The sequence below is a fragment of the Citrobacter sp. MNAZ 1397 genome (assembly GCF_023613995.1).
Taxonomy (GTDB): Bacteria; Pseudomonadota; Gammaproteobacteria; order Enterobacterales; family Enterobacteriaceae; genus Phytobacter; species Phytobacter ursingii.
The window spans coordinates 527,810-542,505 of the sequence record NZ_JAKIVH010000002.1 but is presented as its reverse complement, the minus strand read 5'-3'; the positions used below and the strand labels follow the sequence as shown (position 1 = coordinate 542,505).

The 14,696-nt window shown below is 52.8% G+C and carries 16 protein-coding genes and 1 rRNA gene; 8 read left to right on the top strand and 9 right to left on the bottom strand.

Annotation, left to right across the window (positions count from 1 at the left end; translation table 11 throughout):
* Positions 1-567: ribosomal RNA gene (locus L2097_RS17215) — 16S ribosomal RNA — on the bottom strand; the annotation flags it as partial.
* Positions 568-938: 371 nt separating this feature from the next.
* Entirely contained in the window at positions 939-1,505 is a 567-nt protein-coding gene (gene gmhB / locus L2097_RS17210; protein WP_047371746.1) for a D-glycero-beta-D-manno-heptose 1,7-bisphosphate 7-phosphatase, read from the bottom strand.
* Positions 1,506-1,693: 188 nt separating this feature from the next.
* Between gmhB and metN the strand changes: the two genes are divergently transcribed.
* From metN to proS, 6 genes are all read left to right on the top strand, one after another.
* Positions 1,694-2,725 (top strand): methionine ABC transporter ATP-binding protein MetN, encoded by a 1,032-nt coding sequence (gene metN, locus L2097_RS17205; protein ID WP_229220452.1) that lies wholly within the window; start codon positions 1,694-1,696, stop codon positions 2,723-2,725.
* Positions 2,718-3,371, top strand: a complete 654-nt coding sequence (locus tag L2097_RS17200) for a methionine ABC transporter permease MetI (RefSeq protein ID WP_047371748.1) — start codon at positions 2,718-2,720, stop codon at positions 3,369-3,371. The genes metN and L2097_RS17200 overlap by 8 nt, the downstream gene beginning before the upstream one ends.
* 43 nt (positions 3,372-3,414) lie before the next feature.
* On the top strand, positions 3,415-4,230 hold the full coding sequence (gene metQ / locus L2097_RS17195) for a methionine ABC transporter substrate-binding lipoprotein MetQ (protein WP_047371749.1): 816 nt from the start codon (positions 3,415-3,417) through the stop codon (positions 4,228-4,230).
* Between the two features lie 107 nt (positions 4,231-4,337).
* Positions 4,338-4,742: an envelope stress sensor lipoprotein RcsF gene (gene rcsF / locus L2097_RS17190; protein ID WP_250353353.1), complete on the top strand. Its 405-nt coding sequence runs from the start codon at positions 4,338-4,340 to the stop codon at positions 4,740-4,742.
* On the top strand, positions 4,739-5,446 hold the full coding sequence (gene tsaA, locus L2097_RS17185; RefSeq protein WP_250353352.1) for a tRNA (N6-threonylcarbamoyladenosine(37)-N6)-methyltransferase TrmO: 708 nt from the start codon (positions 4,739-4,741) through the stop codon (positions 5,444-5,446). The genes rcsF and tsaA overlap by 4 nt, the downstream gene beginning before the upstream one ends.
* 112 nt (positions 5,447-5,558) lie before the next feature.
* Positions 5,559-7,277, top strand: coding sequence for a proline--tRNA ligase (gene proS / locus L2097_RS17180; RefSeq protein WP_047371752.1), 1,719 nt, complete (start codon positions 5,559-5,561; stop codon positions 7,275-7,277).
* 34 nt (positions 7,278-7,311) lie between these two features.
* Here proS and nlpE read toward each other — a convergent pair whose 3' ends face one another.
* Genes nlpE through L2097_RS17165 form a run of 3 tightly spaced genes read right to left on the bottom strand, consistent with a single transcriptional unit; the run spans position 7,312 to position 9,007 of the window.
* Positions 7,312-8,007: an envelope stress response activation lipoprotein NlpE gene (nlpE, locus tag L2097_RS17175; protein WP_047371753.1), complete on the bottom strand. Its 696-nt coding sequence runs from the start codon at positions 8,005-8,007 to the stop codon at positions 7,312-7,314.
* Positions 8,008-8,042: 35 nt separating this feature from the next.
* The gene (gene arfB / locus L2097_RS17170) at positions 8,043-8,465 is read right to left on the bottom strand and encodes an alternative ribosome rescue aminoacyl-tRNA hydrolase ArfB (RefSeq protein ID WP_250353351.1); all 423 of its coding nucleotides are present in this window, start codon (positions 8,463-8,465) and stop codon (positions 8,043-8,045) included.
* Positions 8,462-9,007 carry a YaeQ family protein gene (locus L2097_RS17165; protein WP_250353350.1) on the bottom strand — a complete coding sequence of 182 codons (546 nt, stop codon included), beginning with the start codon at positions 9,005-9,007 and terminating at the stop codon, positions 8,462-8,464. Before L2097_RS17165 ends, arfB begins: the two co-directional genes overlap by 4 nt.
* A gap of 193 nt (positions 9,008-9,200) precedes the next feature.
* Here L2097_RS17165 and L2097_RS17160 point away from each other — a divergent pair, with 193 nt between their 5' ends.
* Entirely contained in the window at positions 9,201-9,401 is a 201-nt protein-coding gene (locus tag L2097_RS17160; RefSeq protein ID WP_039078450.1) for a YaeP family protein, read from the top strand.
* A complete protein-coding gene (gene rof, locus L2097_RS17155) occupies positions 9,388-9,648 on the top strand; it encodes a Rho-binding antiterminator (RefSeq protein WP_039078449.1) in 261 nt (86 codons plus the stop codon). Before L2097_RS17160 ends, rof begins: the two co-directional genes overlap by 14 nt.
* 29 nt (positions 9,649-9,677) lie before the next feature.
* Here rof and tilS read toward each other — a convergent pair whose 3' ends face one another.
* The 4 genes from tilS to accA form a co-directional block, all read right to left on the bottom strand.
* Positions 9,678-10,973 carry a tRNA lysidine(34) synthetase TilS gene (gene tilS, locus L2097_RS17150; RefSeq protein WP_284454054.1) on the bottom strand — a complete coding sequence of 432 codons (1,296 nt, stop codon included), beginning with the start codon at positions 10,971-10,973 and terminating at the stop codon, positions 9,678-9,680.
* Between the two features lie 63 nt (positions 10,974-11,036).
* Positions 11,037-11,426: a VOC family protein gene (locus L2097_RS17145; protein WP_250353349.1), complete on the bottom strand. Its 390-nt coding sequence runs from the start codon at positions 11,424-11,426 to the stop codon at positions 11,037-11,039.
* Positions 11,427-11,482: 56 nt separating this feature from the next.
* Positions 11,483-13,621: a lysine decarboxylase LdcC gene (locus tag L2097_RS17140; protein ID WP_250353348.1), complete on the bottom strand. Its 2,139-nt coding sequence runs from the start codon at positions 13,619-13,621 to the stop codon at positions 11,483-11,485.
* A gap of 106 nt (positions 13,622-13,727) precedes the next feature.
* Positions 13,728-14,687 (bottom strand): acetyl-CoA carboxylase carboxyl transferase subunit alpha, encoded by a 960-nt coding sequence (gene accA / locus L2097_RS17135; RefSeq protein ID WP_039078446.1) that lies wholly within the window; start codon positions 14,685-14,687, stop codon positions 13,728-13,730.
* Positions 14,688-14,696: the final 9 nt, after the last annotated feature.

Genomic DNA, 14,696 nt, shown 5'->3' with positions numbered 1-14,696 from the left:
CCAGTAATTCCGATTAACGCTTGCACCCTCCGTATTACCGCGGCTGCTGGCACGGAGTTAGCCGGTGCTTCTTCTGCGGGTAACGTCAATCAACACGGTTATTAACCGTATCGCCTTCCTCCCCGCTGAAAGTGCTTTACAACCCGAAGGCCTTCTTCACACACGCGGCATGGCTGCATCAGGCTTGCGCCCATTGTGCAATATTCCCCACTGCTGCCTCCCGTAGGAGTCTGGACCGTGTCTCAGTTCCAGTGTGGCTGGTCATCCTCTCAGACCAGCTAGGGATCGTCGCCTAGGTGAGCCATTACCCCACCTACTAGCTAATCCCATCTGGGCACATCCGATGGCAAGAGGCCCGAAGGTCCCCCTCTTTGGTCTTGCGACGTTATGCGGTATTAGCTACCGTTTCCAGTAGTTATCCCCCTCCATCGGGCAGTTTCCCAGACATTACTCACCCGTCCGCCACTCGTCACCCGAGGAGCAAGCTCCTCTGTGCTACCGTTCGACTTGCATGTGTTAGGCCTGCCGCCAGCGTTCAATCTGAGCCATGATCAAACTCTTCAATTTAAAAGTTTGATGCTCTTAGAATTAAACTTCGTAATGAATTACGTGTTCACTCCAGAGACTTGGTATTCATTTATCGTCCGGGGACGTTAAGAATCCATGTCACTTTGAGTGCCCACACAGATTGTCTGATAAATTGTTAAAGAGCAGTGCAACGCGGCTTTCGCTCACCGTTGCGAGGTGGCGTATATTACGCTTTCCTCTTTCAGAGTCAACCCGTTATTTCAGGATTTTTCTCTTCAACCGAACCGGCTGTTTGCGTGAAGTGATTCACATCTGCCGTGTCGATGGAGGCGCATTATAGGCAGCCCGAGATGAATGACAAGCGAAAAAATGCATTTTTATTTCAACCGCTCATCTTTTCATCATAACGGTTATTTTTGTTGCTTTTTGATAGCCGCAGGCAGGTCCGCAAGACTATTAATCACCCAATCTGCCGCATTTTCCGCCTCTGGCGTGACGGGCTTCCCGGTACGTACCAGCACTTTCGTTCCCACATCCGCAGCGGCAGCGGCCTGCATATCTTCGAGTTTGTCACCCACCATATAAGAAGCAGACATATCAATGTGCAGATAATCTCGAGCAGAAATGAGCATGCCCGGATGGGGTTTGCGGCAGTCGCACACCTGGCGGAACTCTTCGACCGTTCCCTGAGGATGGTGCGGACAATAATAGATACCATCCAGATCGACATCACGATCGGCCAGTGACCAGTCCATCCATTCGGTGAGCGTTTCAAATTGCGCTTCGGTGAATTTACCGCGCGCGATACCGGACTGGTTGGTCACCACCACCAGCGCGAAGCCCATAGCTTTAAGTTCGCGCATGGCGTCAATGACACCCTCTATAAATTCGAAATTATCAATTTCGTGCACATAACCGTGGTCGACATTAATCGTGCCATCACGGTCAAGGAAAATTGCGGGTACTGATTTTGCCACCGGGTTGCTCCTGAAAAAGGCATGTGCGCGTAGTATCTCATGTTTCACCGCACAGGAAAGTGCTCATCGAGCAGGGTTCGATTGATTTAGACGTCTGGATGCCTTAACATCCGCCTTGTTTACGGTCATCACCCGTAACAGGCAGAACAAAATGCCACGGCTAACTCTCATATGATAAAAATAATCTGATGATTAAACTTTCCAATATAACCAAAGTGTTCCAGCAGGGAACGCGCACCATACAGGCGCTGAATAATGTCAGCCTGCATGTACCTGCCGGGCAAATTTATGGCGTCATCGGAGCCTCTGGCGCCGGTAAAAGTACGCTAATTCGCTGTGTTAACCTGCTTGAGCGCCCGTCCCAGGGAAGCGTCCAGGTTGACGGCCAGGAGCTGACCGCCCTTTCAGAAGCACAACTGACTAAAGCCCGCCGTCAGATTGGCATGATCTTCCAGCACTTTAATTTACTCTCTTCCCGCACCGTGTTTGGTAACGTCGCGTTGCCGCTTGAACTGGATAACACGCCGCGCGAAGAGATTAACCGTCGCGTCAAAGAGTTGTTGGACCTGGTTGGGCTGGGCGACAAACACGACAGCTATCCGGCGAACCTGTCCGGTGGTCAAAAGCAGCGTGTAGCCATTGCCCGCGCACTGGCGAGCAACCCGAAAGTGTTGCTGTGTGATGAAGCCACCAGCGCGCTGGATCCGGCAACGACCCGTTCCATTCTGGAATTGTTGAAAGACATTAACCGTCGACTGGGCCTGACGATCCTGCTCATTACCCATGAAATGGACGTTGTAAAGCGCATTTGCGACTGCGTTGCCGTTATCAGTAACGGTGAGCTAATAGAGCAGGACACGGTAAGTGAAGTGTTCTCTCATCCCAAAACGCCGTTGGCACAGCAATTTATTCAGTCAACGTTGCACCTGGATATCCCTGAGGATTATCTGCAGCGCCTGAAAGATCAGCCGCTGGCCGGCAGCGTGCCGATGTTACGCATGGAGTTCACTGGTCAATCGGTTGATGCCCCACTGCTTTCTGAGACCGCACGCCGCTATAACGTGAATAACAATATTATCAGCGCGCAGATGGATTACGCCGGCGGCGTGAAATTCGGCATTATGCTGACAGAAATGCACGGCGAGCCGCAGGATACGCAAGCCGCTATTGCCTGGCTTAAGGAACACCATGTGAAAGTAGAGGTGCTGGGTTATGTCTGAGGCAATGATGTGGTTACTGGCGCGCGGCGTCTGGGAAACGCTGGCGATGACCTTCGTATCTGGTTTCTTCGGTTTTGTACTGGGTCTTCCGGTTGGCGTGCTGCTGTACGTCTCACGCCCGGGGCAAATATCTGAGAACGCAAAACTGTACCGTACGATTTCGGCGCTGGTGAATATTTTCCGTTCGATCCCGTTCATCATTTTACTGGTCTGGATGATCCCGTTCACCCGCATCATTGTGGGAACCTCTATCGGCCTGCAGGCAGCGATTGTGCCACTGACTGTCGGTGCAGCACCTTTTATTGCCCGTATGGTGGAAAACGCCCTGCTGGAAATTCCGACTGGCCTGATTGAAGCCTCCCGCGCAATGGGCGCAACCCCGATGCAGATCATCCGTAAGGTGCTGCTGCCGGAAGCGCTGCCGGGTCTGGTCAATGCGGCAACGATTACCCTGATTACCCTGGTGGGTTATTCCGCGATGGGGGGTGCCGTGGGCGCTGGCGGTCTGGGACAGATTGGCTACCAGTACGGCTACATTGGCTATAACGCCGTTGTGATGAATACCGTCCTGGCGCTGCTGGTGATTCTGGTTTACTTAATTCAGTTTGCAGGCGATCGTATCGTTCGCTCTGTTACGCATAAATAACGTTGCTCACAACACAACGACTCTGAAAGAAAGGAAAAAACACATGGCTTTTAAATTCAAGACCTTTGCGGCAGTGGGTGCCCTGATTGGTTCTCTGGCTCTGGTAGGTTGTGGTCAGGACGAAAAGAATCCGAACCACATTAAAGTCGGCGTCATCGTCGGTGCTGAACAGCAGGTTGCCGAGGTTGCCCAGAAAGTCGCGAAAGAGAAATACGGTCTGGACGTTGAGCTGGTAACCTTTAATGACTACGTTCTGCCGAACGAAGCGCTGAGTAAAGGTGACATTGACGCCAATGCCTTCCAGCACAAACCGTACCTGGATCAGCAGATCAAAGATCGTGGCTATAAACTGGTCGCTGTTGGCAATACCTTTGTTTACCCGATCGCAGGCTACTCCAAAAAAATCAAATCTATTGATGAATTGCAGGACGGTGCTCAGGTCGCTGTACCAAACGATCCGACTAACCTCGGCCGTTCTCTGCTGCTGTTGCAGAAACAAGGTCTGATCAAACTGAAAGATGGCGTTGGCCTGCTGCCGACCGCTCTGGATATTACAGAGAACCCGAAAAACCTGAAAATTGTTGAGCTGGAAGCCCCACAATTGCCACGCTCCCTGGACGATGCGCAAATCGCACTGGCCGTTATTAACACCACCTACGCCAGTCAGATCAATCTGACGCCAGCAAAAGATGGTATCTTTGTCGAAGATAAAGACTCTCCGTACGTTAACCTGATCGTTACCCGCGAAGACAACAAAGACGCAGAAAACGTGAAGAAATTCGTTCAGGCTTATCAGTCTGACGAAGTCTACGAAGCCGCGAACAAAGTCTTCAATGGTGGTGCGGTGAAAGGCTGGTAATTCTGCCCGTCAGCAATATCCTTCAGGACGGGCGCATGCCCGTCTTGTCATTTGTGCAAGCTCCTGATTCAATAAGCGGCGTTAAGATCATTTTTTGAGGATATATTATGCGTGCTTTACCGATCTGTTTTTTAGCACTCATGCTGAGCGGCTGTTCAATGCTAAGCAGATCTCCTGTCGAACCTGTTCAAAGCACAGCAACCTCGCCTAAAACAGAACCCGCAAAACCGAAGCCGCCGCGTCTGACGCCGGTTCGAATCATTACCAATGCTGAAGATTTGGTGGGTAAACCGTTCCGTGATTTAGGTGAAGTTACCGGCGATTCTTGCCAGGCAACCAATCAGGATTCACCGCCGAATATCCCGACTGCCCGTAAACGCATGCAAATCAACGCATCAAAAATGAAAGCGAATGCGGTTCTGCTCCACAGTTGTGAAATCACCAGCGGCACGCCGGGTTGCTACCGTCAGGCTGTGTGCGTAGGTTCAGCACTGAACGTAACGGCGAAATGACCACATTTGCCATTGAGCAGATAGGCGTCATCCGCTCCCCCTATAAAGAAAAATTTGCCGTTCCCCGCCAGCCTGGTCTGGTTAAACACGGGGGCGGCGAACTCCATCTGCTGCCTCCCTATAACCAGGCAGAAGCCGTACGCGGACTCGAAGCATTCAGTCATCTTTGGGTCGTGTTTATTTTCCACCAGACCATGGCTGGCGGTTGGCGCCCTACGGTACGCCCGCCACGGCTCGGGGGGAATGCGCGGATGGGTGTTTTCGCCACACGCTCGACCTTCCGCCCTAACCCGATTGGTATGTCTTTGGTGGAACTTAAAGGTATCCACTGCGAGAAAGAACATGTCATTTTGCGCCTGGGCAGTCTCGATCTCGTTGACGGCACGCCCGTCGTAGATATCAAGCCTTACCTACCCTTTGCTGAGGCTCTGCCGCATGCCAGCGCCAGCTATGCGCAGCAGGCACCCGTCGCGGAGATGCCGGTGTACTTCATACCGGAGATCGAAGCGACATTTCCTCAGTTAGAAAAGCGTTACCCGCAGCTAAGGTCGTTTATTATTGAGGTTCTGGCGCAGGATCCGCGCCCGGCATACCGTAAAGATGAGGAAATGGGGAAAACGTACGCTGTCTTGTTGCTGGATTTCAACGTACGCTGGCGCGTGACCACGGCAGGTTTTGAAGTGTTTGCGCTTGAAGGCCGTTAATTTCTCCTCCCTCTACTTTTGGCATCTCTTTCTCGCTGGTAAACTGAATCACTTTTTTTGAATCAGGCTCCTTTTGAGTCTGTTCCAATCGTCCAAATGGAACCGTAACAACATGCGTACTAGCCAATACCTGCTCTCCACACTGAAGGAGACACCTGCCGACGCCGAAGTCATCAGCCATCAGTTGATGTTGCGCGCCGGGATGATCCGTAAGCTGGCCTCCGGGTTGTACACCTGGCTACCGACCGGCGTGCGCGTCCTGAAAAAAGTCGAAAACATCGTGCGTGAAGAGATGAACAACGCCGGTGCGATTGAGGTGTTAATGCCGGTCGTTCAGCCTTCTGAACTGTGGCAAGAGAGTGGTCGTTGGGAGCAGTACGGCCCGGAACTGCTGCGTATTTCTGATCGTGGCGAGCGTTCGTTCGTACTCGGCCCGACTCACGAAGAAGTGATTACCGATCTGATTCGTAACGAGCTCAGCTCTTACAAACAGCTGCCGCTGAACTTCTTCCAGATCCAGACCAAGTTCCGTGACGAAGTACGTCCGCGTTTCGGCGTAATGCGTTCCCGTGAATTCCTGATGAAAGATGCCTACTCTTTCCATACCTCTCAGGAATCGCTGCAGGAAACCTACGACGCGATGTATGCCGCCTACAGCAAAATCTTTACCCGCATCGGGCTGGAGTTCCGCCCGGTTCAGGCCGATACCGGCTCTATTGGCGGTAGCGCGTCTCATGAGTTCCAGGTACTGGCGCAGAGCGGTGAAGATGATATCGTCTTCTCTGATACTTCTGACTATGCCGCAAACATCGAACTGGCAGAAGCGGTAGCACCGAAAGCGCCGCGTGCGGCGGCAACCCAGGAAATGACGCTGGTTGATACGCCGAACGCGAAAACCATCGCCGAACTGGTTGAGCAGTTCAACCTGCCGATTGAAAAAACCGTCAAGACACTGCTGGTCAAAGCCGTTGAAGGCAGCAGCTACCCGCTGGTTGCCCTGCTGGTGCGTGGCGATCACGAACTGAACGAAGTAAAAGCAGAAAAACTGGCACAGGTTGCCAGCCCGCTGACTTTCGCGACCGAAGCCGAAATTCGCGCCGTGGTAAATGCGGGTCCGGGTTCGCTGGGGCCGGTAAATATGCCGATTCCGGTCGTTATAGACCGTACCGTTGCGGCAATGAGCGATTTTGCCGCTGGCGCTAACATTGATGGTAAACACTACTTTGGTATCAACTGGGATCGCGATGTGGCAACCCCGGAAGTTGCCGATATCCGTAACGTGGTTGCCGGCGATCCGAGCCCGGACGGTCAGGGTACGCTTCTGATCAAACGCGGTATCGAAGTCGGTCACATCTTCCAGTTAGGTACCAAATACTCAGAAGCGCTCAAGGCGGCCGTTCAGGGCGAAGACGGACGTAACCAGATCCTGACCATGGGTTGCTACGGTATCGGGGTAACCCGTGTTGTGGCTGCGGCGATTGAACAGAACTTCGACGATCGCGGTATCGTATGGCCAGAAGCGATTGCGCCGTTCCAGGTAGCGATTCTGCCAATGAACATGCACAAATCTTACCGCGTTCAGGAGCTGGCTGAGAAGCTGTATGCCGAGCTGAGCGCGCAGGGTATTGACGTACTGATGGATGACCGAAAAGAGCGCCCGGGCGTCATGTTCGCCGATATGGAGCTCATCGGTATTCCGCACACTATCGTGCTGGGCGATCGTAACCTCGACAACGACGAGATTGAATACAAGTACCGTCGCACTGGCGAAAAACAGATGATCAAGACGGGTGATATCCTGAATTACCTTGTCAGCGCCATCAAGGGCTAACAGTAAAAAGCCTCGCATATGCGAGGCTTTTTTATTAGTGATTACAATCTTTTCCGGCTATAAATTTCGCGTTTTTATCCGCCACCAGCGCCTTCTCCATCACCCCGTTATCCGTTTTCGGCTGTAGCGTGAAATGCCCTTCCACCTCCAGCAATACCGGCTGCGAAGTCTGACCTGCCGCTGCTTTATATTGTTGTTCGAGCCGCGCGTCGTTGCTTACTGCAACCCGTTTGCCCGTAATACAATCGGCGAACTCCGCCATGCCAGCAGTACGCGAATACATGCCCCGCATCGCCATCGGCGTTGTTGGCAATGTTGCGGTGATCGGCTGCAATACATAATTAAGCTGCGAGTGAATCGGATTCCCTTCCCGGTCCAGCATTTCCAGCGCACTGCCTTTCGCGCGGAAATAGAGTTTATCGCCACCGGCATCCGTCAGTACTAGCTTGTCTGCGGTGCGAGCCCATCGCCCGTAGGAGGCAAAATTTGATGGTGCTTTGCCGCCCTGATAACCCTGATTCATCACCCAGGTGCCATCTTTTTCAAGGAACAATGAGGTTTCGATGCCTTCACAATCAGCGCACGGCAAAATACCGCGCCAGCTCTGTTGCATTGGCTTGAGCTTTTCAGCCCGCACCGGGGATACCGTTTCAACCTCTCCCCGGTTGTTGCACCCCATCAGCGCAAAGAGTGTCATTGCCGCAGCCAAAGATACAATCACTTTATTCACTCTTTTTTCCTTATGAACAGTTCTTATCTCGTTCGTCACTCCTGCGGGCGACGAACCTTCCCTCGTAGCGCTTTTACAGAGGATTTCTGCGCTTTACCCACCAGGCGCCGCTCTTTCGACGCCCGCGTTGGGCGAGTAGCCCGACGGTTTTTTTGCACCACCGTCAGTTCCCTGATTAACGCCACCAGCCGGGCGATCGCCGCTTCGCGATTCATTTCCTGACTACGGTATTCCTGCGCCTTGATAATCACGACGCCCTCGGACGTTAAGAGATGATGCGTCGCTGCCAGCAGCTTCTCTTTATAAAACTCGGGCAAGCTGGACGCACGAATGTCGAAACGCAGATGGATAGCCGTAGAGGCCTTATTCACATGCTGTCCACCCGCCCCTTGCGCGCGAATCGCCGTAATCTCCAGTTCTTCATCAGGAATACTGACCTGGCGGGATATCTCAATCATGCGTGCTGTTGCCAGGTCGTCAGGTGGATTTCCAGATTGGTTTGAGTATCGCTCAGCCAGATAGTTCCTTCCTGGAGAGTGGCTTGCAGCGACATTGTCCGCTCCGCCAGCCCACTGAGCATCGCCAGTTGCTCATCATCCAGATACCAAATGCTCAGATTTTTAAATCCAGCGAGTTTAGTCTGGTTCTGCTGCCACCAGATTTGCGCCGCTCGAGAGTTATAGGTGAACAACGCCACCTCTTTCGACTGGGAACAGGCTTTCTTTATCCGCCGTTCGTCCGGCAATCCGAGCTCGATCCACACGTCGATACCCAGATGATCGTTGCGTAGCCACACTTCGGGCTCATCATCCGCACAGAGCCCACGGGTGAACTGTAGCCGTTCGTCCGCGAATTTAATCCATGCCAACAGGCGCAGCATCATGCGCTCCTGCGTCTCGGAAGGATGACGGGCAAGCGTCAATGTGGCATCGAGAAACTGATTCCGGTCTAAATCCGCCACATTCACAGTAGCTTTATAAATGGTTGCTTTAAGCGCCATACCGCCTCCTTTGCATAACAGCGGCTATTGTAGCGAATAAAGATATAACGTGCTGTTATCTCTTATTCTGCGGTTAATTCATCACTCTGATAATGACCTGTCGGGTATGGTATAGTCACCTTGCTAAACAGAGTTAATCTTCGTAGGCTTAATGGTATCTCACAGTAAAGCCAGAGTGCTGACAGGAGGACGTGTGGGAAATTATTGTGAGTTAATACGCCAGCGGTATGCGGAAATTGCCAGCGGAGACTTAGGGTATATCCCGGATGCGCTGGGGTGCGTATTGAAGGTTTTGAATGAAGTGGCTTCGGACGATGCCGTTTCAGAGTCGGTCAGGGAAAAGGCGGCGTATGCTGCCGCGAACTTACTGGTGAGCGATTATGTCAATGAATGATACCTATCAACCCATCAATTGCGATGACTATGACAACCTGGAACTCGCCTGTCAGCATCATCTCTTACTGACGCTCGAGCTCAAAGATGGCGAAACGCTGCAGGCAAAAGCCAGCGATTTAGTATCTCGCAAAAATGTGGAATATTTGGTTGTTGAAATTGCAGGAACAACGCGCGAACTGCGTCTCGACAAAATTGCCAGCTTTAGTCATCCGGAAATCGGCACCGTCGTGGTGAGCGAATCCTGACGGCACTTTCGGGCAGCGTTGACTGCCCGTTACTTCTGCCACATTAGCCGCATTCCAGGCTGCCCATTTTCGGCTTTTCCCTCCTGCGTAACAAACACGCCCGCCGCAGCAATCAGTGACTCACCGTAAAAAAGCAGTGGCGTTGTATCCCGACGCCAGGGCGCAACACCCAACTCCTGCCAGATCTTTTTGAGCTTACGGCCCCCGTTACGCCCCTGGATGTGCAAGGTTCCTGTCGCCTGAAAGCGTACCGATACCGCTTCGTCAACCTTCGGCGGCCGCAGTTCATCACCAGGCATAAGCCGCAGAACGCCAAGCCCGTCAGGTAACGTCAGCGGCAAAAAAGGATCGCTCCATAGCAGCACATTTTCGCGCTGGCCCGTAAGGGTCTTAACCCACCACAAATAGCCCTGATAGCGGCGGATTTCATGCTCGCCAAGGCACAGACATGGCGTGGCATCTTCTCTGGCTAACGCCACCTCCTGCCAGACCCGTCGCAGCATCTCCCGGGAGGGCATCGGCGCCTTTTGCGCGGAAAGCCAACGACGTAAGAGGGCGGCACGGCGTACCGCGCTTAACGTTTCCAGCGCCGCAATCGACAGCCCGCCGTCACGGTGAGTCGCTGCCGCGAGCTCTTCTACCAGCAGTTCATCAAGCAATTGCTCCTGCTCGCCGCATAAAGCAGCACTCCGGGCAACCGCATCGGCGAAATGTGGCCAACGGGCATTCAATACCGGCAGAACGCGCAAACGCAGGAAGTTGCGGTCATATGCATCATCGGCGTTACTCTCGTCCTCAACCCACGATAAGCCATGTTGCTGCGCCCAGCGAAGCAGCGATTCGCGTGTTTCATTCAACAGCGGTCTAAGGAGCATGGTATCGGCAAATGGCAGCGTTTCCGGCATACCCGCAAGCCCGGCCGGACCACTTCCCCGTTTAAGCGCCAGTAAAAATGTCTCGCACTGGTCGTCAAGATGCTGGGCGGTAAGCAGCAAATCCCCGGGTACTAACGCCTGAGTAAAAGCGGCATAGCGCGCTTTTCGCGCCTGCGCTTCAATCCCATCACCCTCATCCACGAGTTGTACCCGATGAACAACAAGCGGCACCTGCCAGCCCTCGCAGACCTGCTGACAATGGGCAGCCCAGGCATCCGCATTGGCGCTTAATCCGTGGTGAATATGAATCGCGCGCAGGGAAATATCCGGCTGCTGATGACGCCACTGTACCAGACGGTGCAGCAGTACCGTCGAATCGAGCCCGCCGCTAAATGCCACCAAAAACTGGCGTTGATGGACAGGTAAGCGAGAAAGTAATGGCAGGATCATGGTATTAACCAAAACGGAAATCATGCCCGGCACGTTACCGGGCATTGCTGTGACTGGCAAGGCTTACTGCTGATAGAGTTCCAGCGGCAGGTTGTCAGGATCTTTAAAAAAGGTAAAGCGCTTACCGGTATAGGGGTCCACACGGATTGCTTCGCAGGTGACATTGTGCGCCTGCAGGTGAGCAACCGCCTGATCGATATCCGCAACGCTGAAAGCCAGATGACGCAATCCGCAGGCTTCCGGCCCACTCGGACGTGCTGGCGGAAAGGGAAACGAAAACAACTCAATGACATACTGACCATTCAACGCCAGATCGCCTTTCCATGAGTCGCGCTCTTCCCGATAAACTTCGCTTTGCAGCGTAAAACCCAGGATATCGCAATAGAACGCTTTACTCTTTACATAATCCGTTGCGATGATGGCGATGTGATGTACCTGTTTTAAATCCAGCATAGTGTCTCCTTTTGTCTCTTCGCACGTTACCGTTGTGGCAGGTAACCCGCAAGAGGCTACGGTCTTTTTAAGACACGTACCCAATAGACGCCATCTTCTCCCCTCTTCGCGCCATGGATATCTGTTTCAAAACCCGGATAGTGCCGCCCTATCGCACAGAGCATTAACAGGAAATCCAAAACCGAGCGACTCGCTTCGGTGATCATCTCGCCCGGCATCAGTAACGGCACGCCCGGCGGGTAAGGTAAGATCATATTGGCGGAAATACGTCCCGTTAGCCTTTCCAGTTCGATGGTTTCTACCTCACCACGAATTTGCTGTTGCCATGCCTGATGCGGCGTCAGCTTCATTTCCGGCAACACATCGAACGCCCGCAGCATCAGTTGCGGCAGATCGTGCTGGCGAATCAATTTATGGATGCCCTGCGCAAGGTCCTGGATCCGCATGTTGCGATAGAAGTCAGGATCTTCTGCATACAGATCCGGCAGCATGTTCTTCACGCGTAAATTGAGATCATAGGATCGTTTGAACTCCATTAATCCACGCAATAAGCCCATGGCACGGGTTTTATCGATCCCGATACTGAACAGGAACAACAGATTGTAAGGACCCGTTTTTTCCACCACCACGCCGCGCTCATCAAGAAACTTCGCCACCAGCGCCGCCGGGATCCCCTCTTCACTCATAGTGCCTTGCTCATCCATACCCGGCGTCAGAATAGTCACCTTGACCGGATCGAGGAACATATGATCTTCATCGGCGTCGCGAAAACCGTGCCAGCTTTCTCCTGGCGCTACCGGCCAGCAGTCCGCCTCGTTGATCTCCTCGGGTTGCCAGATATCAAAAAACCAGCCGTCGGCTTCATCTTTTAACCGCTGTACCTCTTTACGGAAATGCAACGCGCGCTCAACCGAACGGTTAATCAGCCGTTTACCCGGATTACCGCGCAACATGGCCGCGGCGGTCTCAATGGAGGCAACCAGCGGATAGCTCGGCGATGTGGACGTATGCATCATAAACGCTTCGTTAAAGGTTTCTTCGTCATATTCACCCTTAACATGAATGAGCGAGGCCTGCGAAAATGCCGCCAGCATTTTGTGTGTCGATTGCGTTTCGAATATCACTTTTCCAGGCACCCGCTCTCCGCTCATGCCGCTCTTTCCGGCATAAATCGGATGAAAATTTGTGTACGGCACCCACGCGGAATCGAAATGAATAGAAGGCACATCCAGCGTTTTTTTAATCCAGTCGGTGTTGTATAACAGCCCATCATACGTGGAGTTGGTGATTACCGCATGGACCGGCCAGGCTGCGCCAGCGGTTGCAGCAATCTTTTGTTCGATACTGGCATGGGTAAATTCCCGGCGCGGAATGCCACCCAGAATCCCCAGCGCGTTACGTCCCGGTTTCAGCCACAGCGGCGTAACATCACTCATCATTAACAGATGGGCCAGCGACTTGTGGCAATTGCGGTCGATAAGTAGCGTACTGCCCACCGGCGCGGCGTACATACCCACAATTTTATTGGAGGTGGAGGTCCCGTTGGTGACCATATAGCTTTGCTCAGCGCCAAAGGTGCGGGCGATATACTCCTCGGCTTCCAGATGGGGCCCGCTATGGTCCAGAAGCGAGCCCAGCTCGGTAACCGAGATAGAAACATCTGCTTTCAGCGTATTTCCGCCGAAGAAATCATAAAACAGACAGCCGACCGGGCTTTTCAGGTAGGCCGTACCCGCCATATGACCTGGCGTACAGAAGGTATATTTCCCCTCTTTCACATAGGTAAACAGCGCTTTGGTAAAAGGCGGCGTGATGTTATCGAGATACTCTTTCGTGTACTGCCCAATACGTGTTGCAATGTCATCGGCCATCCCCAGAGCATATTCAAAAAACCACAGCGCCATGCGCATATCCTGTGCACTGACATCCAGCGTTGAATGGGTATTAATAAAGGCATAAAGAGGGAGGTATTCGTTAAGCTGGTTGATATCGCTGCATAAATCGAGCGTGTACTCGTCCCAGTCGAAAATGACACCGCAGATGCGCGGGTTGTGTTCGATAAATTTCAGCAGGTCGCTGCTATTTTGTGGCCAGATTATCTGAAACCCTTGCGCCTGGAGCGCCTGCTCAAGCTCCTTGATCGGCTCATCTTTGTAAAAGACGCCGTGCGGCCCCATGATGGCAATAATATTCACGGTTACCTCCTGAAAAAAACCTAAGTTAATCATAGTTGAGGTAAACCGTGGGTATAAAAAAAGCCACAACAATGTGTGGCTTTTCAGAATGATCTTTCAACGCTTATCAGGCGTAACCGTAGCTCATCAGACGCTGGTAACGGCGATTACGCAGATCATCTTTGCTCAGTACGTCCAGATCCGCCAGATCCGCAATCAGTTGCGCTTTCAGAGAGGCAGCGATTGCTTCCGGGTTACGGTGTGCGCCGCCTAACGGCTCCGGAATGATCGAGTCGATCAGTTTCAGCTCTTTCAGACGCGGTGCAATGATGCCCATTGCATCGGCAGCTAATGGCGCTTTGTCGGCGCTTTTCCACAGAATGGACGCACAGCCTTCCGGGGAGATAACGGAATAGGTGCTGTATTGCAGCATATTCACTTTGTCACCCACGCCAATGGCCAGCGCACCGCCAGAACCCCCTTCACCGATAACGGTACAAATAACCGGTACGCTCAGACGGGACATTTCCCGCAGGTTACGCGCGATCGCCTCAGACTGACCACGCTCTTCCGCACCCACGCCAGGATATGCACCTGGGGTGTCGATAAAAGTGATGATCGGCATATTGAAACGTTCTGCCATTTCCATCAGGCGCAACGCTTTGCGATACCCTTCCGGCGCTGGCATACCAAAATTGCGGCGAATTTTTTCTTTAGTTTCGCGGCCTTTCTGGTGGCCGATAATCATCACTGGACGCCCGTCGAGGCGAGCGATCCCACCGACGATAGCTTTATCGTCCGCATAAGCGCGGTCGCCAGCCAGTTCGTCAAATTCATCAAATGCGAGGCGGACATAATCCAGGGTGTATGGACGCAGCGGATGGCGAGCCAGCTGAGCAACTTGCCATGCACCAAGATCGGCAAAGATTTTGCGCGTCAGTTCTACGCTTTTTTCACGCAGACGATGCACTTCTTCATCGATGTTAATATCCAGTTTTTCATCCTGACGGCTTACGGACGTCAGAGAATCGATTTTCGCTTCCAGCTCGGCAATCGGCTGTTCGAAATCAAGGAAATTCAGACTCATAGTATTCCT